This window comes from Buttiauxella sp. 3AFRM03, from assembly GCF_003675305.1.
Lineage (GTDB): Bacteria > Pseudomonadota > Gammaproteobacteria > Enterobacterales > Enterobacteriaceae > Buttiauxella > Buttiauxella ferragutiae.
The window spans coordinates 4,660,908-4,680,103 of record NZ_CP033076.1 but is presented as its reverse complement, the minus strand read 5'-3'; the positions used below and the strand labels follow the sequence as shown (position 1 = coordinate 4,680,103).

Here is a 19,196-nt window from a genome sequence, read left to right as displayed (position 1 = left end):
TCTCCTGATTATCCCTGCCAAAAATATCACTGTGACCGGGCAACAAAGTGCCCTGGTCCAACATTCACAAGCGTTGCAACATGCGGTTCAAACCCCAGTTTGTGCGTGCTACTGGGGATGTCATCAGAAAGCAAAACAGGTTTAGGCCGACGGTGCGCGGGGTCGGCAACCGGTACAGCAGCCATGAGTTTGCGGGTATACGGGTGCTGCGGGTTTTCAAACACCGCGCGACGCGGGCCGATTTCGACAATTTGCCCGAGATACATCACCGCCACGCGATGACAAATGCGCTCAACTACCGCCATGTCATGGGAAATAAACAAAAAGGCGATGCCAAACTCACGCTGTAAATCGAGTAGCAAGTTGATGATTTGCGCACGAATAGAGACATCCAGTGCCGAGACAGACTCATCGGCAATCACCACTTTCGGATTGAGTGCCAGTGCGCGCGCAATGCAAATGCGCTGCCGTTGACCGCCGGAAAACTCATGGGGATAACGCCACGCATGTTCGGGCTGCAATCCCACGCGTTCGAGTAACCACGCCACGCGTTGTTGCGCCTGCGCTGTGGACATCACGTTATGAACCAGCAACGGTTCCATAATCGAATAACCCACCGTCAGACGCGGGTCGAGCGAGGCATACGGATCCTGGAAAATAAACTGGATGTCTTTGCGCACATGCTGCATGTCGGCATTGGAGAGCGTGTCGATACGTTGGCCGTTGAAATGAATGCTGCCACCCTGAGTTTCTACCAGCCGCAACAGCGCCCGTCCGGTGGTGGATTTGCCACTTCCTGACTCTCCCACCAGCCCCAGCGTTTCGCCAGGCCATAAGTCAAAACTCACTTTTTCTACTGCGTATACGCGACTGGTGACGCGGTTGAAAATGCCACTGCGAATATCAAAACGCGTCACCAGGTCGCGCACTTGCAGCACCGGCACCGCACCAGACGGAATAGTGTCTTGTTCGGTTTCAGGTTCTGTACGGTCAGGATGTTCTGGATTCACCAGCGGGAATTTGCGCGGTAAATCACGGCCATTCATCGCGCCAAGACGCGGCACCGCAGCCAATAGCGTTTTGGTGTAAGGATGAACAGGCGCGTTAAAGATCTGTTCCACGCTGCCTGTTTCGACGGCCACGCCTCGATACATTACCAGCACGCGGTCGGCCATATCGGCCACCACGCCCATATCGTGGGTGATAAATATCACGCCCATATGCATTTCATCTTGCAGCACGCGGATAAGCTGGAGGATTTGCGCCTGAATCGTCACATCGAGTGCGGTGGTCGGTTCATCGGCAATCAACACCGCCGGACGGCACGACAGCGCCATCGCTATCATCACGCGTTGGCGCATGCCACCAGAAAGCTGATGCGGATAACGCCCCAAAATAGCTTTTGCTTCCGGAATGCGTACCCGTTCGAGCATACGCCGTGCTTCTTCCAGCGCCGCCTGTTTATCCAGCCCCTGATGCAGGCGGATAGATTCGGCAATTTGTTCACCCACCGGAAATACCGGGTTGAGCGACGTCATCGGCTCCTGGAATATCATGGCGATATCCGCGCCGCGCACATGGCGCATTTGCGATGAACTCAGCGTCGCCGGTTCAATCACCTCACCGTTGCGGCGACGCAGCAAAATTTTTTCGCTTTCAACAATGCTCGCGGTCTTTTCCAGCAGGCGCATTAAGGCTAGCGCTGTGACTGATTTCCCAGAGCCGGACTCCCCGACAATCGCCAGTGTTTCGCCGCGCTTTAGCACAAACGACAAATCGGACACCGCCTGGGTGTCGGCATTTTCCTGGCGAAAACGAACGTTCAGTCGGCTAACAGACAGCACTTCGTCGTCGGGCAGTTCGTGACTATGGGGCATCAATGCTCCTGGCTGTGATAAATTCCAACGTTTGGGGCGTCCCCGACATAACCGTAGCCGCGGTACATCCCTTCACTATTAAATGGCAACGCCACATTGCCTTCGTTATCGATAGCAATCACCCCGCCACTGCCTTGCAGCGCCGGAAGTTTTTCCATCACTACGCGTTCTGTCGCTTGTTGCAGACTCAGCCCGCCATATTCCATCAACGCTGCAATATCGTAGGCCGCAAGCGTTTTCATAAATACTTCGCCAGTTCCGGTACAAGAGACGGCCACATTGGCGTTATTGGCATAGCAACCCGCACCGATAATCGGTGAATCGCCTACGCGGCCTGGCATTTTGTTGGTCATCCCGCCCGTAGAGGTTGCGGCGGCCAAATTGCCATATTGATCGAGTGCCACGGCTCCGACCGTGCCAAATTTGGTATCTGAATTGATCGGCTCACCACCATCGTGATCAAGCACGGTTTGCTGGCTGGTTCGGGCACGTTGTAGTTGATCCCAGCGTTCCTGAGTGAAAAAGATGTCCGGCGAAACAGGCTCAAGGCCTTGTTGCTGTGCAAAGTTTTCTGCACCGCGCCCAATCAACAGCACATGTGGGCTGTGTTCCAGCACCTGGCGCGCTGCCAGAACGGGGTTGCGAATATGGCTGACACCCGCCACGGCACCCGCTTCGAGGGTGTTGCCATCCATGATGCAGGCGTCCAGTTCATGGGTGCCGTCGTGGGTAAAGACGGCGCCGATACCGGCGTTAAACAACGGGCATTCTTCGAGCAAGCGCACCGCTTCGGTGACGGCGTCTAACGCGCTGCCGCCCGCCCCCAGCACGGACTGGCCCACCTCAACGATTTCCGATAAAGCTTTAATATATAGCAGCTCTTTTTCAGGGCTGAGTTGTGCACGAGTAATGGCTCCCGCGCCACCGTGAATCGCGATTACTGCTTTGCTCATTTCGACATTGCCTTGTCAGAGTTCGTTATATTGTCGGAGTCCGTTGTGTGGTCAGATGACGCTGCGCTTATCCGACCAGGGAAAGCTATAAATATCAGATAAATTGAATCGCTATGAGACGATTTTTGAATATAGAAAGATGTAAATGTGATGTAAAGGAAAATGCCGAATTCGATTACTCCCAATGGAACATTCAGCACCAGGCATTTCTCTGACATAATGTTCGCCATATTTTTCCCGCGTTGCAGGAGCTTTCATGGAATTTACCGCCGGTCTTATCCCCCTCGAAACCGCAATGGAACAGATGTTGTCGCGTATTGTTCCTGTCACCGAATCTGAGTCCATCCCTTTGCTGAAGGCTGCCGGGCGCATTACCTCGCACCCTGTCACTTCACCAATTGATGTCCCGGGGTTTGATAACTCTGCAATGGATGGCTACGCGGTACGCCTGAAAGATTTGGCGTTAGGTACGGCATTGCCGGTGGCGGGAAAAGCTTTCGCTGGTCAACCTTTTAGCGGTGAATGGCCGGAGGCAACCTGCATTCGCATTATGACCGGTGCACCGGTGCCAGCAGGTACCGACGCGGTGGTGATGCAGGAAGAAACCACCGTCACCGAAAGCGGCGTGCGTTTTAACGAAGCCGTGAAAAACGGGCAAAACGTTCGCCTGCGTGGCGAAGATATTCGCCAGGGCGCGAGCGTGCTACCTGCGGGTAAAAAACTGACTGCCGCGGAATTACCTCTAATTGCCTCACTGGGTATCGCCGAAGTCGCGGTGCTACGCGCGATTCGCGTCGCCGTGTTCTCAACCGGTGATGAACTGCAACTGCCAGGCACTCCGCTTGGCGAAGGGCAAATTTACGACACCAACCGCCTGGCGGTGCATATCATGCTTGAGCAATTAGGTTGCGAGGTCATTGATTTAGGGATTATCCGTGATGATCCTGAAACTCTGCGAGCGGCATTTATTGAAGCTGACAGCCAGGCCGATGTGGTGATCAGCAGCGGCGGCGTTTCGGTCGGTGAAGCGGATTACACCAAACAGTTGCTTGAAGAACTCGGTGAAGTTGGTTTCTGGAAACTGGCAATTAAACCAGGTAAACCGTTTGCCTTTGGTCGCCTGAAAAACAGCTGGTTCTGCGGCCTGCCGGGTAATCCAGTTTCTGCGGCACTAACCTTCTACCAATTGGTTCAGCCGCTGTTAGCCAAATTAAGCGGCCAGCAAGGTAATGCCCTGCCACCACGCCAGCGTGTGCGTACCGTCGGCCGCCTGAAAAAATCCCCCGGCCGCCTCGATTTCCAGCGTGGCATTATGCGTACCGGTGAAGATGGGCAATTAGAAGTATTGAGCACTGGCCATCAGGGTTCACATATTTTCAGCTCATTTAGCCAGGCCAACTGTTTTATCGTACTGGAGCTTGAACGTAGTAACGTTGAGGCGGGCGACTGGGTTGACGTTGAGCCATTTAATCATCTGTTTGGGGGCTAACCATGAGCGCTGAACTGAGCGATCAAGAAATGATGCGCTACAACCGGCAAATTATTTTGCGTGGTTTTGATTTTGACGGCCAGGAAGCGTTGAAAGCCGCGCGTGTTTTGATTGTTGGGCTCGGCGGTCTCGGTTGCGCCAGCGCGCCGTATCTGGCGGCGGCAGGTGTCGGCCACCTGACATTGTTAGATTTTGATACTGTGGCGCTGTCTAATTTGCAGCGCCAGACCCTGCACCGCGATGCCACAATTGGGCAGTTAAAAGTCGACTCTGCGCGCAATGCGCTGGCCGCAATCAACCCGCATATTCAGATTGATACGGTTAATGCGCTGCTTGATGAAACGCAACTGCTGGAGTTAGTAGCGAAGCACGATCTGGTACTGGATTGCACTGATAACGTGGCGATTCGCAATCAGCTCAATCAGTGTTGTTTTACGCTGAAAAAACCGCTGGTTTCCGCTGCGGCCATTCGTATGGAAGGGCAAATCAGCGTATTCACTTATCAGGATGGCGAACCGTGTTACCGCTGCCTGAGCCGCCTGTTTGGCGACAACGCGCTCACCTGTGTTGAAGCGGGTGTGATGGCACCGTTAGTCGGCGTTATTGGTTCTTTACAAGCGATGGAAGCCATCAAACTGCTGGCGCATTACGGCACGCCGGCCAGCGGGAAAATCGTGATGTACGACGCGATGACCTGCCAGTTCCGCGAGATGAAACTGCCGCGCAATCCGCAATGTGAGGTGTGCGGGTAACCGCAAACTACATTAACTTCCTGAAAGCCATTTTTTATCCCTATAAAAAGTGGCTCCCTCCTCATAAACCACCTCCTGATATTCCTGATTTAATTTGTCATATTTCAAAGTTAATTATTTATCAAAAACTATTAATGTATTATCATCAATTCACGTCACAAATGAATTACCACGCCCATCAAGCCTCACGATTAAATATATTGATCTTATCGATCTATTTTTTTACATATATTAAATCAATTTAATTTTTTATAGTCCTTCCGGATTTGTCTGGTATCTGTTTCTGCTTAATCATTAAGATTTAGTGACTGCCTGTAACTAAGGATTTTAATTTATGTCCACATTTTTCCGCCCGGTAGCCTGGATGTGTTTTCTTTATTGTACTATTACCCAGGCAAACATTACTGTTTACCCGATGGCTGTGGGCCTTGATACAAAAGGCGAAGGCAGCGTAAGGTTATTATCAAAAACTAATGATGTGCAGTTTGTAAAAACCCGCCTGCTTAAAATAACTAATCCCGGCACTCCCGAAGAAAAAGAAGTTGTTGTCGAGACCGGAAGCGAAAATGGCTTAGCCATTATGCCGCCTAAATTTGCCATTCCCGGCGGCAGCAGTAAGCTTATCCGCTTTGTCGCCATGAACATGCCAGAAAAAGAAGAAATCTATCGCGTCATGTTTGAGAGTGTGCCGTCGCTTGATGAACCATCATCGACTACGACAGGAACAGAGATTAAAACCGATGTCAGTGTGAATCTTGTCTGGGGAATTTTAGTGACTGTCCCCCCCAGTCAGCCCAAAATTGATATTTCCCTGACTAAAGATAATCGGTATTTACAAAATAATGGCACACAGCGTGTGAAAATTATTGATGTGGGTTTGTGTCAGCATGGAAAAGAAGACGCTGAATGCCAATGGGAAAAAGATAATCGTAATATATTCCCTGATAAGCAATACTCATTGCCCGCCACAGTAGGTTATGAAAGAGTTATGGTTAAATATAAAAACTGGATTGATAAAAAAGTCACCAGCGTTGAATTTAATCTAAACTAAAAATTATGTGTCAGGTGGTATATGCCTGAATCTGCCTTTAGCCCCTAAGCTTATCCCATTTTCTTACGATGAAAGTATCAATACTAATGCCGATTTAAAAGTTACCTGGGGGGGGTAGATTAAACGCTGGCGTTAATACTGATATTTGCTTCCCCATATCAACATTATTCCCCGATACGGAGAGTAGAGTTAATACTGGATCACTGGCTAGGCCGCTAGTAATATCAATGTTGAATCAGGGTCAATTAAATACTGATTTATATTATGGAGTGGTCAGTATTTACATTCACCAATGCACTACCGATACACCCTAACTAATTATATCCGCCGACTTCGAGATACAGGTAGATGGCAATCAAGTGAATCCTCTGGAGCTTAATTGAGTAAATGACTGGGGTGAGCGCGGAATGCCAACGCACATGTAACTTGAAGTATGACGGGAATAATACCGAAACACCAGTAACGACATGTTACTTAACTCTATTGTAAATTTAATTATATTAAGGATAATTTAATGAAGTCATTTATGGTTAAACCCCTTACTGTTGCTGCCTTGTTTATTTCATTGGCAGGCTCAGCGGTTGCCGTGCAGAAAGATATTACTGTTACAGCAAACGTTGATGCCAGTATTGATATGACACTTTCTGACGGTAGCGCGTTACCGAAATCGGTAGATATGCAATATATTCCAGGTAATGGTTTATCTCCTGTCTCTCTGATGACAAAAATATGGTCAAATGCCACCGCATCTACCGCTGGTGATGTGCATCTGCAATTAATCACTGACGCGCAGTTAGTGAATAACACCGGGCCGACGGCTACCCTGATCCCTCTTTCTGTAAGCTGGGGCGGTGAAGTAATGAGCAGCACCACACCGATTGATATCACCACCGCGGTTCTGTTCCCTAATGGCGCAGATGCAGCAAAAACCGGCTCTGTGTCGAAAGAGTTAACCATTGCCCAGGCGACTAAAGGGCCTGTGGAAACCGGTATGTATCAGGGTGTGGTCAGTATTTATCTTTATCAGGATGTCGTTACAGGGCCATAATTCGCCCTTTTTCTCCGAATACAGCCAGTAATATGCTGGCTGTATTTATATTCAGCGATCATTTCCTTCTTAGTTAATAAAAGTTGGATGATGGGTATTATTTCCCCGTGCAGGCGTACATCAATGAAGAAATATTATTTTATACTCCTTGCCACATTTTCACTGAATACTAATGCAGCCTCTTTAAAAATCCCCGCCGGGTTTGAAATTCTTGCGCAGGGTATACAGGAGCGTGTCGATGTAGTGATAGCGGCTAAACATGTCGGCCTTTTTGATGCAATTGTCAGTCTGGATAGCGTGAAATTCCTCGAGCCAGAAAAAGTCCTCGCCGCACTCGAATTACCCGTAAAACCCACCGATAGAGATTACCAGCAAATCCTTAATGCCCTGGCGGCACCTTTGGCGCGCAATGATATTCTTGCTTGCAGTTATGGACAGCAAAGTACCGGTTGTGGGTTTATTAAAACTGACAGCGTTGATGCTATTTACGATAACAATGAAAACAGCGTAACTCTGTTTATAAAGAAGGAGTGGCTCCCCGCTTCCGGTGAGCAGTCTTTATATCTCTCCCCGACTACCACAGATGTGGTGAATGCCTTTATTCACCAGCAGGATATGAACTTTCTTGCTCAGGAAGACTTCAGCAATTTTTATATACAGGGCTCGGGTGCGCTGGGGGTCAGCGACAACAGTTATATCGGTGGTGACTGGTCATTTTCAGCCTCACAAAATGAAGATGACTACGATAACCAGGCTGATCTTAACGATCTTTATTATCGCTATGACATTGGGCAACGTTATTACACGCAGTTGGGCCGCATGGACAGCCGAATGTTATTCAACAACCAGGGAGGGAATTTCAACTTCAGTTTCCTGCCCCTCGGAGCCATTGACGGCGTGCGTATCGGCACCACAATGAGTTACCTGAACCGTGAACAGGCAGGCCAGGGTACACCGCTTACTATTCTGCTGACCCGTAGTGCGCGGGTCGATGCTTACCGTAATGAACAACTGCTTGGCTCTTTTTATCTCTCGCCCGGCAACCAGAATATTGATAGCGCATTATTCCCCTCGGGGAGTTACAACGTCACCCTGCGCGTCTATGAAAGTAACCAGCTTGTGCGCACCGAAAGCGCCCCGTTTACCAAAACTGGCGGGCTGGATGACGGTAAAGCCCACTGGTTTATACAGGGTGGCAAAATAAGCGACAGCGACACGCAGGACAACGCAGCCTTCCAGGCTGGCGTGCGCGTTCCGTTGATCTCTACACTTTCTTTCACGCTGGGCACGGCAGCTGTAGACAGCGCCGGTTACATTGAACCCGGCATAGATTATTCCCAGGATTTGGACGCTGCGGGTACCGTTGACCTGATCGGCAGACTGTTTCACAGCACAGAAGGAAGCCAGGGCGACAGCGAACAAATTAACTGGTCTGCCAACAACATGCCCGGCCTGAACATTTATCGTTTTTCTTCTTCCGGCGACCATTGTTCTAGCACCCAAAATGACAGTAACGATTACAGTAGCCAGGGATGTTATGAGAGTCTGAATGCCACACTCACGGCTAATGCCCTGGCATGGAATTTTATGCTGGGCTACATCCGCACAAAAAATAATTCTGACTACCACACGCCGTGGGAGGAAGACAAAAGCTACGAAGACAACCTGTTACAACAGGCCAGTGAAAATAACACCTCGAAAACGCTACAGTTCAGCGCCTCGCGAGCATTCAGCCGCAGCGACTGGATATTCAATACAACGCTGGGTGTTTTCCGGCGCGAGGATGACGGTTTCAACGGCACAGATAATGGCGTGTACCTTTCACTTTCCGTGAACCAGTCCCCCCGCGCTGATGAAACAGGCAACAGCCAGTCAACCCGTCTGAGCACGGATTACCGTGACAGCGAAAACCAGCCATCACAACTGTCTTATAACGTCGCGCATAGCTGGTATCAGGATCGTGATAAACACAAAGAGTTGACGCTTGAAGCGGGTGGCATCAACACCGATACGCTGGATACCGGGATCAGTGGGCGACTGGAGGGGCAATACGGCAACCTGAGTTCGGCGCTGTCTGACAGTTATGACCAGCAAGACAATAAACACACTACCGCATTCAGCGGAACCTGGAGTTCAACCGTTGCTGCCAGCCGGGAAGGCATTCACTGGGGTGCGGCAGGTTTCAATGAACCCTCCTCTGCCGTACTGGTAGATATTGAAGACTCTGCTGGAGTGGATGAAGGCATTGCCGTGGACGCGCAAGTTAGCGGAAACCGTACCGCACATATCACACAAGGGGGAGCAGCATTATTCCCGTTAATGGGCTTCGAGCCTGCGGTGGTAGACGTGAGCGACAGCAGTGCACCGCTCAATCAGGGCAGCACAACCAATATCGTCAATGGAGCGGGAGGGCGAAATATTATGCTGCTGCCGGGTAAATTACGCCTACGCCATGTACAGATTGAGCATCGTTATGGCTTTACTGGCCGCCTTCTTTTACCGCTGGCTGTCACTGCGCAACCGGTTGTCGGGCTGAACAGCAAAATGCTATTGCTCAGCGAGGGAGGCGGATTTACCGCAGAACTGACCACCAACGCCCCAGCGCTTTATGTTTTGTCCCAGGACACCGTTTATCAGTGCCCTCTGAAGGTGAAAAAACAGCGCGGCATTATCCGCTTCGTGGGCGATGTATCTTGCCAACCCATTCTTCGTGAAGATTTGCCTGACGATGTGCATGAATTGTTGCTGGTGAAACTGAAATCCAGCCAGGCCGTTGAAACCGCGTCATCCGCTCAGGGAGGAAAACAATGAAACGAATAATCAGTTTAATCATGCTGTGGGCTATGACATATGGGGCACAGGCAGACGTAAGACCACCGGCACCCAGCACGGTCAATATTCAGCGCACCTTTGACCGCGTGTCACCGCCTTCCGCCGATATCAGCATCTGGGCGCGCGAATCGGGTGGATATGACACAGAAGATTATGGTAAGTGGGGAAGGAATGGATGGGTCTGCGAAAGTAACAGCGATCCAAAGCATGGCAAATGCAGCACTAAACAAGTCTGGGCTGCCACCGGGACTACAACGATACCGCTGTTATTTACGGAAAAACGCAGCGGAATGCAGGTGGTACTGAATTTATCCGGTTTTTCTGAACAACGAGAGTTCGGAGGAGACTGTCCCGGATATAAGGGGCACTTCCAAATTTATTCTGCCGCCATTTACGACTGTGAGGTTGGTACAGCCCATACTTCAGAGACGTCACTCACCACCTCTATTCCCGCCGCTGAACTCCGAAAATTACCCGTAGGCGGGCTGTGGCAGGCTGATTTGCACTTTAAATTAATGCAGTGGAGTCCCGTAACATTTCTGGCCGATTTCAATTCCCATATCGAGCTGAATGTCATTGACCCAAGCCATATTGATATTTATTTCCCGGAATTTAGCAGCGCAGCTCCTTTAGTGGAGCTTGATTTACGCCCGCGTGGAGCGCCAGATGCCAGCGCGTATGCGCAAGATACCACTTATCTGGATATGTGTTTGTACGATGGTTACAACTCAAACAGTACCCGCTTTGAATTGCGGCTCAAGGATGAAGGCGTGTTGCCAGCAGACCGGGCGAGCGGCGATTTTTCAATTTTCCGGGAGGAAGGAACAAAAGGCCCTGAACGCGACAGAATTGATTATCACGTTAAACTTCAGGACCCGGAAACCGGCGGAATGCTGGCGGTGCAAAACAATCAGAGTATTGTCTGGACGCAAATCAACCAGAACAAAATTCGCCCGGTCAGATTGCCCAGCCTCACCTATCCCGTGTTATGCGTACCCGCCCCATTAGTTATCAGCGTCGATAAATTTTCGATTCGGGATAAAAATGCCGGGCATTATCGCGGAACGTTGAGTGTGATTTTCACGCCAACCACGCCGACGGTGGATTAATTGATTACTGCACACCTCGCAATCTGAGGTGTGCAGCTTTCACTCGTCATAAAGCCCCACGCTGCTGACCGCCGTATGGTTTTTATTCGGGCGAATACGGCGCACTGAATCACGCACCACCAACATTCCATTGAGCAATAAATTCCCCACCGGCGCATCCGGGCGGATTAAACGCTGTTGGAGAATATGCACCGCTTCTTCGCCTAACTGGTCGCGTGGGACGTGTACCGAAGTTAGCGGCACATCGTGAATTGCAGCCAGATTAAAACCGTCGATACTCATTACCGAAATGTCATGCGGCACGCGCAAACCCGCGTTTTGCAGCGCACTGACCACTCCTGCCGCCATAAAATCACCACCCACCAAAAAAGCCGTGGGTAACTGCTGGCGCGGCGTGTTTTCCAGAAATTCGCTGATTAACTTTTCACTCTCTTTGGAGCTGAAACTTTGCGCGGTAATCAGGTGGCGTGCGTCATCAAATTGCAGGTTGCTAGCCTCCCAGGCATCGCGAATACCGGCAAGACGCAACTCCATGGTATAGCGCCGTAAGCACAGCAAAGTGACGATCTCTTTATGGCCCTGTTCAAACAGATAACTCGCGGCAAAGTCGCCAATTAACTGGTGATCCGGTGCCACTCCCGGCAAACGCATTTTGCGGTCACGGCAGTTGATCAACACGCAAGGCTTACCGAGATCGACTGCCAGATCGTGAATGTGCGGATCGTCAATGCCCAGTAAGATCGCCGCTTCCGTTTCTGGCTCATTCATTTTGCTCAGGAACATGTTGGCGTCGCTGTCGTTTTCTTCCAGCGCGCAGTAACGCAGCCGCACTTCATGGGGTATCAGCGCCTTGCTCAGCCCCTGGGTGACGCGATAATAAAAAACGTCAGATCGCTCATCAAATGCACGCTGCGGCGCAAAAACGACCAGGCTGTTAAGTAACATACGCCCCGCCGCCATGCCCTCAAGCACGCCTTTTCGCTCGGCGCAGTTGAGCACCTGTTGCCGGGCCAGTTCGCTGGTATTTGATTTCCCGGCCAGCACGCGGGAAACCGTACTGATGGAGAGCCCTGTTTCTGCTGCAATTTCAGTGATTTTTAGCTTTTTACTCATTATGTGATCTATGCCCATTTTGGCAATGAAAAAATTTTCACGACAAATTGTAGGGCTTTATTACTGGTTTTTTCGTTATCGAACGCACGTAATTGGCTTTCAAATGAAAATTTTTGCACCGAAGTCGCTATTGCGAATGTTCTTGCTGCTCTACGCTTTCTCCATTGCCGAGATTGAACCTGCTATTTCTTGGCAAGCATTCATTAAAATAATTATTAATCAATGAGATACAAATTTATTCAATCAATGAATGGATAAATTTTTCCGATAGATACAGCTGTTTCGTGGAGAACGACATGAGTCATGGCATTAATCCGGGTGTCACTGCCGTAAAGGGCAGGCGCACCATCCGCAACCTGCGTTGGTGGGTTCTGGTGCTGTTCTTGTTAGGCGTTACCGTTAACTACATTACCCGGAACTCACTGGGTATTTTGGCTCCAGAGCTGAAAACCAGTCTTGGTATTACCACTGAACAATATTCCTGGATTGTCGCTTCATTCCAGCTTGCTTATACCCTCTTCCAACCGATTTGTGGCTGGCTGATTGACGTAATCGGCCTCAAGCTGGGCTTCTTAATTTGCGCAGGTCTTTGGGCGGTAGTGTGCATCATGCACGCAGGTGCCGGAAGCTGGCTGCATCTGGCTATCTTGCGCTTCTTTATGGGAGGTGCTGAAGCTGCGGCAACCCCAGCTAACGCCAAAACGATTGGCGAATGGTTCCCGAAAAAAGAGCGCCCTATTGCTGCGGGTTGGGCAGGCGTTGGTTTCTCGATTGGTGCCATGCTGGCACCGCCAATTGTCTATTTTGCGCATTCCTCTTTCGGCTGGCAGGGCGCGTTTATGTTCACCGGCGTGTTAGCCATGTTGTGGGTTATTTTGTGGTGGATGTTCTATCACAACCCGGAACAGCACCCGAACCTCAGCAAAGAAGAACTGGAGTTCATCAAACAAGATAACGAACCTGCTGCGGTGAAACTGCCTTTCCTGACTGCACTGAAAACCGTCGGCAAAAACAAGCGTTTCTACGGTATTGCTATCCCTGCTTTTATGGCCGAACCGGCATGGGCGGTGTTGAGCTTCTGGGTTCCGCTGTATCTGGCAAACGAACGTGGAATGGATCTCAAACAAATTGCCATGTTCGCCTGGCTGCCGTTCCTCGCCGCCGACCTCGGCAGCGTGGCAAGTGGCTATCTGACCAAGCTTTATACCCGCTGGTTTGGTTACTCACGCACCAACTCCATCGTCGCCAGTTCGGTGACCGGGGCTTTCCTGATGATCTCGCTGGCACTGGTTGCCATCACTAAAGATCCGTACGTCACCATTGCATTGATTTCGATTGGTGGCTTCGGGCACCAGATTATTTCCTGCATGTTGAGTGCGCTGGTTGTGGACTCCTTTGATAAAGGCCAGATGGCGACGGTTAACGGCATGCGCGGTTCTGCGGCCTGGATCGCCAGCTTCTTATTCTCACTGTTGATTGGCGTCACCGCCGACAAAATTGGCTACAACCCGCTGTTTATCGCCATGGGCTTCTTTGACCTGATTGGCGCTGTATTCCTGGTTTCTTTTATTGCTGAACGCCGCACTAAGCGCGCCTGATAGATGGATTGTGAACGATGAAAACGTTGAAAACCTGGACACTATTAAAATCTGATGCCAACCACGTTGAGTTAAGCGTGGATGGGAAACATCGCCTGAATTTGTTCGTGTTGGAGCAAGGCATGTTCCGCGTGCTGATTAAGCGCGAAAACAAACTGGCACTGAACCGCACCTGGAGCATTGCGCCAGAAAGTGATGTGCCGTGGGAAGGCCGCGACCGTGAAAGCCTGCAAGGTTTCGCTCTGCCTGGTTTCACGGTAGAAGAATTAGATGACACTCTGCGCATCAGCACCGATAAACTGCGCGTCACTGTTCACCAGCCGCTGTGGCTGGAGTGGGAATATCTGAATCAGGATTCCCAGTGGCAATTGCTGGCAAGCGACCGCCCAACCAGCGCTTATCTGCTGAACGCCCATGGCGATGGCGTGGCGCATTATCAGCGCCGCTTCAAAGAAGAACGTTATTACGGCCTGGGCGAAAAAGCTGGCCCGTTGCAGCGTACCGGTAAACGCTACGAAATGCGTAACCTGGATGCGATGGGTTACAACGCGGAATCCACTGACCCGCTGTACAAGCATATTCCGTTTACCATCACGCGCCGTCCGGATGTGAGCTTCGGGATGTTTTACGACAACCTGAGCAGTTGCTGGCTGGATTTGGGTAACGAAATTGACAACTATCACCTGCCGTATCGCCGCTGGCAGGCAGAGTCGGGCGATGTCGATTATTACCTGTTCCTCGGCCCGCAGGTTTTAGATGTCACCAAAGCGTTTGTGCGCCTGACCGGTAAAACGCTGTTTGGCCCGAAATGGAGCCTCGGTTACAGCGGCTCAACCATGCATTACACCGATGCACCTGATGCGCAAAACCAGCTGATGAGTTTTATCAAACTATGTAACGAGCATGCGATCCCATGCGATTCGTTCCAGTTGTCATCGGGCTACACTTCCATCAAAAACAAGCGTTATGTGTTCAACTGGAACGACGACAAAGTGCCGCAACCAAAAGTGATGAGCCAGGCATTCCACGATGCGGGCATCAAACTGGCGGCGAACATTAAGCCGTGCCTGTTGCAGGATCACCCTCGTTATCAGGAAGTGGTTGAGCAAGGTCTGTTTATTAAAGATTCCGAGCAAGATAGCCCGGAACGCTCGGTCTTCTGGGACGATGAAGGTTCACACCTCGATTTCACCAACCCGGCAACGGTCAAATGGTGGCAAAACGGCGTCACTACGCAACTGCTGGAAATGGGTATCGACTCCACCTGGAACGATAACAACGAATACGAAGTGTGGGATGGCGAAGCGCGTTGCTACGGCTTTGGCCAGGAAATCGCCATCAAAAATATTCGCCCGGTCATGCCGCTGTTGATGATGCGTGCCTCGCTCGAAGCACAACAAGCCTTTGCACCGGAAAAACGCCCGTATTTGATTTCGCGTTCAGGTTGCGCCGGGATGCAGCGTTACGTGCAAACCTGGAGCGGCGATAACCGCACCAACTGGAATACGCTGCGCTACAACACTCGTATGGGCGTGGGCATGAGCCTGTCAGGTTTGTATAACGTCGGGCATGACGTCGGCGGTTTCTCTGGCGACAAACCAGATGCCGAGCTGTTTGTCCGTTGGGTACAAAATGGCGTGATGCACCCGCGCTTCACCATTCACTCATGGAATGATGACCAGACTGTCAACGAGCCGTGGATGTACGCAAGTGTGACTCCGGCAATCCGTAGCGCGATTGAAACACGCTATCGCCTGCTACCGTATTTCTACACGCTGCTGTGGCAAGCCCATGCTGACGACGAACCGATGCTGCGCTCCACCTTCCTTGATCATGAGCACGACGCGAAAACCTTCGAAGAGTGTGATGACTTTATGCTGGGCCGTGATTTGCTGGTCGCAAGTGTGGTGGAAGAAGGCCAACGCGAGCGCGAAATCTGGCTGCCAGAAAACGGCGCGGGTTGGTACGATTACTACACCGGCCAGTGGTATAGCGGCGGCCAGACAATTGTGGTTGATGCTCCGCTCGAACGCCTGCCGCTGCTGGTGCGCGCCGGTGCTGCCCTGCCGCACTCTGCACGCATTACGCATGTGTTAGCGAGCGCTGATAATGTGCGCGAGTTGAAAGTGTATCCGTTGCAAGGGACTGGCGTTTCACACGGCAGCCTGTTTGAAGACGACGGCGAGTCATGGGGTTATCAGCAAGGTAATGCGTTGTGGCTGAGCTGGGAAATTCGCTGTACGGCAGATGAGATTCATGTGTCGTTTAGCCGTAAAGGGGATTATCAACCGGCATGGAGCGAGATGAAGTTGACGCTTCCTGCTGGGGAAAAACGCCGTTTGGTTGTTGATGGCATTGAGCAGGATTTATTGAAGATTTAAGATATAAAAAAACCGCCGAAAGGCGGTTTAAAACTGCTGACGAAGCTATTTCGTAGGTCGGATAAGCGCAGCGTCATCCGACAATCAGGTGCAAATGGTGGATGACGCTAGCGCTTATCCACCCTACAAAACTAAATTAACCGTCAATACCTTTACTGCGCAGGTAATCTTCGTACCCGCCGGTAAAGTCAATCACACGCTCTGGGGTAATCTCAATCACACGCGTTGCCAGCGAGCTAACAAACTCACGGTCGTGAGAAACGAAGATCAGCGTTCCTGGGTACATCTCCAGCGCCATGTTCAGCGACTCGATAGATTCCATATCCAGGTGGTTGGTAGGTTCATCCATCACCAGAACGTTCGGGCGTTCCATCATTAACTTACCAAACAACATGCGGCCTTTTTCACCACCGGAAAGCACTTTAGCAGGCTTTTTGATGTCATCCTGGCTGAACAGCAGACGGCCAAGAATGCTGCGCACCGCTTGCTCGTCGTCGCCTTCCTGCATCCACTGGCTCATCCAGTCGAACACCGTCAGGTCATTTTCGAATTCGTATTCGTGATCCTGTGCGTAATAGCCGATTTGCACATTCTCAGACCACTTCACAGTACCTGCGTCTGGAGACAGTTCAGCAACCAGGGTTTTAAGCAGAGTGGTTTTACCCACGCCGTTGGTACCCAGAATCGCCAGTTTTTCACCCACTTCCAGCAGCATGTTAACGCCTTTGAACAGTGGGCCGTTATCAAAGCCTTTAGACATAGCTTCAACTTCAAGCGCATTACGGAACAGTTTCTTGTCCTGCTCGAAGCGAATGAACGGGTTCTGACGGCTGGATGCTTTAACTTCGTCGAGTTTGATTTTATCAATCTGACGCGCACGAGAAGTCGCCTGGCGAGATTTAGAGGCGTTGGCACTAAAACGGCTAACGAAGGATTGCAGGTCTGCAATCTGCGCTTTTTTCTTCGCGTTGTCAGACAGCAGGCGTTCACGCACTTGTGTTGCTGCCGTCATGTATTCGTCGTAGTTGCCTGGATAAACACGCAGTTCGCCGTAGTCCAGATCCGCCATGTGAGTACACACCATGTTCAGGAAGTGACGGTCGTGCGAAATGATAATCATGGTGCTGTTACGTTCGTTCAGCACGGTTTCCAGCCAACGAATGGTGTCGATGTCCAGGTTGTTCGTCGGTTCATCAAGCAGCAGAATCTCTGGGTTTGAGAACAGTGCCTGCGCCAGCAACACACGCAGTTTCCAGCCTGGAGCAACTTCGCTCATCGGGCCGTAATGTTGTTCTACAGGAATGCCGACACCTAACAGCAGTTCGCCCGCGCGTGCTTCAGCGGTGTAACCGTCCATTTCGCCGTACAACACTTCCAGGTCAGCCACTTTGTAGCCGTCTTCTTCGCTCATCTCTGGTAACGCGTAAATGCGGTCGCGCTCTTCTTTTACTTCCCAGAGTTCAGCGTGGCCCATGATTACCGTGTCGAGCACGGTGAATTTTTCAAAGGCGAATTGATCCTGACGCAACTTACCGAGGCGTTCGTTCGGATCAAGTGAAACGTTACCCAGCGTTGGCTCTAAATCGCCACCGAGGATCTTCATAAAGGTAGACTTGCCGCTACCGTTAGCGCCGATCAAGCCGTAACGGTTGCCGCCGCCAAATTTGACAGAAATATTTTCAAACAGCGGCTTACTGCCGAACTGCATTGTGACGTTGCTGGAAACTAGCACAGAGATGTCCTGGTAAAAGAAGTTTTAAGATGTGAGATCCGGCACATTATGCCATAACTCAATGTGCAGATCGCCCTGCTTGTTCACTGGCGATAAAATAATCAATATGGAAAAAAATGTGATTTAATACACATCTGATTTCCCTGGTCGCGAGAATGCACATATAATGCGCGGCTAAACCGCTCCGTTTCTTCACTAACTAGCCTGCATGGCCGTAAATAATTCGCATACCATGAATATGAAACTACGCACTATTTTACTGGCATTTGTGGCTGTCGTGTCTTTTAGCAAAACAGCTTCTGCCGTGACCTATCCTCTGCCTACTGATGGCAGCCGTTTGATTGGTCAAAACCAGGTTGTCACCATTCCTGAAGGTAGCACCGCACCGCTGGAAGAATTCGCAGCACGTTACCAGATGGGTCTTTCCAACATGTTGGAAGCAAACCCGGGTGTTGACCCGTATTTGCCAAAGCCTGGTACCATCCTGAATATTCCTCAGCAGCTGATTCTGCCGGACACCGTCCATGAAGGTATTGTTATTAACAGTGCTGAAATGCGCCTCTACTATTACCCTGCTGGCTCCAACACGGTTATCGTGCTGCCAATCGGTATCGGCCAGTTGGGTAAAGACACCCCACTGAACTGGACAACAAAAGTAGAACGTAAGAAAGCGGGCCCAACCTGGACGCCAACGAAGAAAATGCACGCAGAATATATTGCTGCCGGTACGCCACTGCCAGCGGTTGTTCCAGCTGGCCCGGATAACCCGATGGGTCTGTATGCACTGTACATTGGTCGTCTGTATGCAATTCACGGTACCAACGCAAACTTTGGTATCGGCCTGCGCGTGAGCCACGGTTGTGTGCGTCTGCGTAATGAAGACATCAAATTCCTGTTCGAGAAAGTGCCGGTCGGTACCCGCGTTCAGTTCATCAACGAACCGGTTAAAGCCACCGTTGAGCCAGATGGTACGCGCTACATTGAAGTGCATAACCCACTGTCGACCACTGAAGCGCAGTTCAACTCCACTGAGATTGTCCCTATCACGCTGAAAAACAACGTGACCGCGATTACCGCTCAGCCTGACGTTGACAGCACCGTATTGGATCAAGCTATTCAGGGCCGTTCCGGTATGCCGGTACGCTTGAACTAAGCGAAGATTACAGCTTTGAAGAGCGGCCTACGGGCCGCTTTTTTTGTCCTCAAAATATGTGTTGTGATAATGCCCAAAACTTTCTGGAACGTTCCAGACAGGAATGTT

The 19,196-nt window shown here is 50.7% G+C and carries 13 protein-coding genes; 9 read left to right on the top strand and 4 right to left on the bottom strand.

Annotation, left to right across the window (positions count from 1 at the left end; translation table 11 throughout):
- Positions 1-26: 26 nt before the first annotated feature.
- Complete coding sequence (gsiA, locus tag D8682_RS23295; RefSeq protein WP_121815227.1) at positions 27-1,877, bottom strand: glutathione ABC transporter ATP-binding protein GsiA; 1,851 nt, start codon at positions 1,875-1,877, stop codon at positions 27-29.
- On the bottom strand, positions 1,877-2,830 hold the full coding sequence (iaaA, locus tag D8682_RS23290) for a beta-aspartyl-peptidase (protein ID WP_064545043.1): 954 nt from the start codon (positions 2,828-2,830) through the stop codon (positions 1,877-1,879). Before iaaA ends, gsiA begins: the two co-directional genes overlap by 1 nt.
- A 256-nt stretch (positions 2,831-3,086) precedes the next feature.
- Between iaaA and moeA the strand changes: the two genes are divergently transcribed.
- The 6 genes from moeA to D8682_RS23255 all read left to right on the top strand — a co-directional run bounded on the left by moeA (position 3,087) and on the right by D8682_RS23255 (position 11,111).
- Positions 3,087-4,319 (top strand): molybdopterin molybdotransferase MoeA, encoded by a 1,233-nt coding sequence (gene moeA / locus D8682_RS23280; RefSeq protein ID WP_064545039.1) that lies wholly within the window; start codon positions 3,087-3,089, stop codon positions 4,317-4,319.
- A gap of 2 nt (positions 4,320-4,321) precedes the next feature.
- Complete coding sequence (moeB, locus tag D8682_RS23275; protein ID WP_064545036.1) at positions 4,322-5,071, top strand: molybdopterin-synthase adenylyltransferase MoeB; 750 nt, start codon at positions 4,322-4,324, stop codon at positions 5,069-5,071.
- 334 nt (positions 5,072-5,405) lie between these two features.
- The gene (locus D8682_RS23270) at positions 5,406-6,122 is read left to right on the top strand and encodes a hypothetical protein (protein ID WP_064545034.1); all 717 of its coding nucleotides are present in this window, start codon (positions 5,406-5,408) and stop codon (positions 6,120-6,122) included.
- Positions 6,123-6,636: 514 nt separating this feature from the next.
- Positions 6,637-7,170: a CS1 type fimbrial major subunit gene (locus tag D8682_RS23265; RefSeq protein ID WP_064545032.1), complete on the top strand. Its 534-nt coding sequence runs from the start codon at positions 6,637-6,639 to the stop codon at positions 7,168-7,170.
- A 123-nt stretch (positions 7,171-7,293) separates the two neighbouring features.
- Complete coding sequence (locus tag D8682_RS23260; protein ID WP_121815226.1) at positions 7,294-9,981, top strand: TcfC E-set like domain-containing protein; 2,688 nt, start codon at positions 7,294-7,296, stop codon at positions 9,979-9,981.
- A complete protein-coding gene (locus D8682_RS23255) occupies positions 9,978-11,111 on the top strand; it encodes a CfaE/CblD family pilus tip adhesin (protein ID WP_064545029.1) in 1,134 nt (377 codons plus the stop codon). The genes D8682_RS23260 and D8682_RS23255 overlap by 4 nt, the downstream gene beginning before the upstream one ends.
- Before the next feature lie 39 nt (positions 11,112-11,150).
- Here D8682_RS23255 and D8682_RS23250 read toward each other — a convergent pair whose 3' ends face one another.
- Positions 11,151-12,224 carry a LacI family DNA-binding transcriptional regulator gene (locus tag D8682_RS23250; protein WP_064545027.1) on the bottom strand — a complete coding sequence of 358 codons (1,074 nt, stop codon included), beginning with the start codon at positions 12,222-12,224 and terminating at the stop codon, positions 11,151-11,153.
- A 296-nt stretch (positions 12,225-12,520) separates the two neighbouring features.
- Here D8682_RS23250 and D8682_RS23240 point away from each other — a divergent pair, with 296 nt between their 5' ends.
- Positions 12,521-13,822 carry an MFS transporter gene (locus D8682_RS23240; protein ID WP_121815224.1) on the top strand — a complete coding sequence of 434 codons (1,302 nt, stop codon included), beginning with the start codon at positions 12,521-12,523 and terminating at the stop codon, positions 13,820-13,822.
- 17 nt (positions 13,823-13,839) lie between these two features.
- Complete coding sequence (locus D8682_RS23235) at positions 13,840-16,203, top strand: glycoside hydrolase family 31 protein (RefSeq protein ID WP_121815223.1); 2,364 nt, start codon at positions 13,840-13,842, stop codon at positions 16,201-16,203.
- Between the two features lie 136 nt (positions 16,204-16,339).
- Here D8682_RS23235 and D8682_RS23230 read toward each other — a convergent pair whose 3' ends face one another.
- Positions 16,340-17,935, bottom strand: a complete 1,596-nt coding sequence (locus tag D8682_RS23230; protein ID WP_121815222.1) for an ABC-F family ATPase — start codon at positions 17,933-17,935, stop codon at positions 16,340-16,342.
- 232 nt (positions 17,936-18,167) lie between these two features.
- On the opposite strand from D8682_RS23230, the gene ldtB reads away from it, so the two are divergent.
- Positions 18,168-19,088 (top strand): L,D-transpeptidase, encoded by a 921-nt coding sequence (ldtB, locus tag D8682_RS23225; RefSeq protein ID WP_064545113.1) that lies wholly within the window; start codon positions 18,168-18,170, stop codon positions 19,086-19,088.
- Positions 19,089-19,196: the final 108 nt, after the last annotated feature.

Bases quoted from the DNA above. Each gene is read 5' to 3' on its own strand.
- gsiA (WP_121815227.1), bottom strand. From the start codon at position 1,877: ATGCCCCATAGTCACGAACTGCCCGACGACGAAGTGCTGTCTGTTAGC.
- iaaA (WP_064545043.1), bottom strand. From the start codon at position 2,830: ATGAGCAAAGCAGTAATCGCGATTCACGGTGGCGCGGGAGCCATTACT.
- moeA (WP_064545039.1), top strand. From the start codon at position 3,087: ATGGAATTTACCGCCGGTCTTATCCCCCTCGAAACCGCAATGGAACAG.
- moeB (WP_064545036.1), top strand. From the start codon at position 4,322: ATGAGCGCTGAACTGAGCGATCAAGAAATGATGCGCTACAACCGGCAA.
- D8682_RS23270 (WP_064545034.1), top strand. From the start codon at position 5,406: ATGTCCACATTTTTCCGCCCGGTAGCCTGGATGTGTTTTCTTTATTGT.
- D8682_RS23265 (WP_064545032.1), top strand. From the start codon at position 6,637: ATGAAGTCATTTATGGTTAAACCCCTTACTGTTGCTGCCTTGTTTATT.
- D8682_RS23260 (WP_121815226.1), top strand. From the start codon at position 7,294: ATGAAGAAATATTATTTTATACTCCTTGCCACATTTTCACTGAATACT.
- D8682_RS23255 (WP_064545029.1), top strand. From the start codon at position 9,978: ATGAAACGAATAATCAGTTTAATCATGCTGTGGGCTATGACATATGGG.
- D8682_RS23250 (WP_064545027.1), bottom strand. From the start codon at position 12,224: ATGAGTAAAAAGCTAAAAATCACTGAAATTGCAGCAGAAACAGGGCTC.
- D8682_RS23240 (WP_121815224.1), top strand. From the start codon at position 12,521: ATGAGTCATGGCATTAATCCGGGTGTCACTGCCGTAAAGGGCAGGCGC.
- D8682_RS23235 (WP_121815223.1), top strand. From the start codon at position 13,840: ATGAAAACGTTGAAAACCTGGACACTATTAAAATCTGATGCCAACCAC.
- ldtB (WP_064545113.1), top strand. From the start codon at position 18,168: ATGAATATGAAACTACGCACTATTTTACTGGCATTTGTGGCTGTCGTG.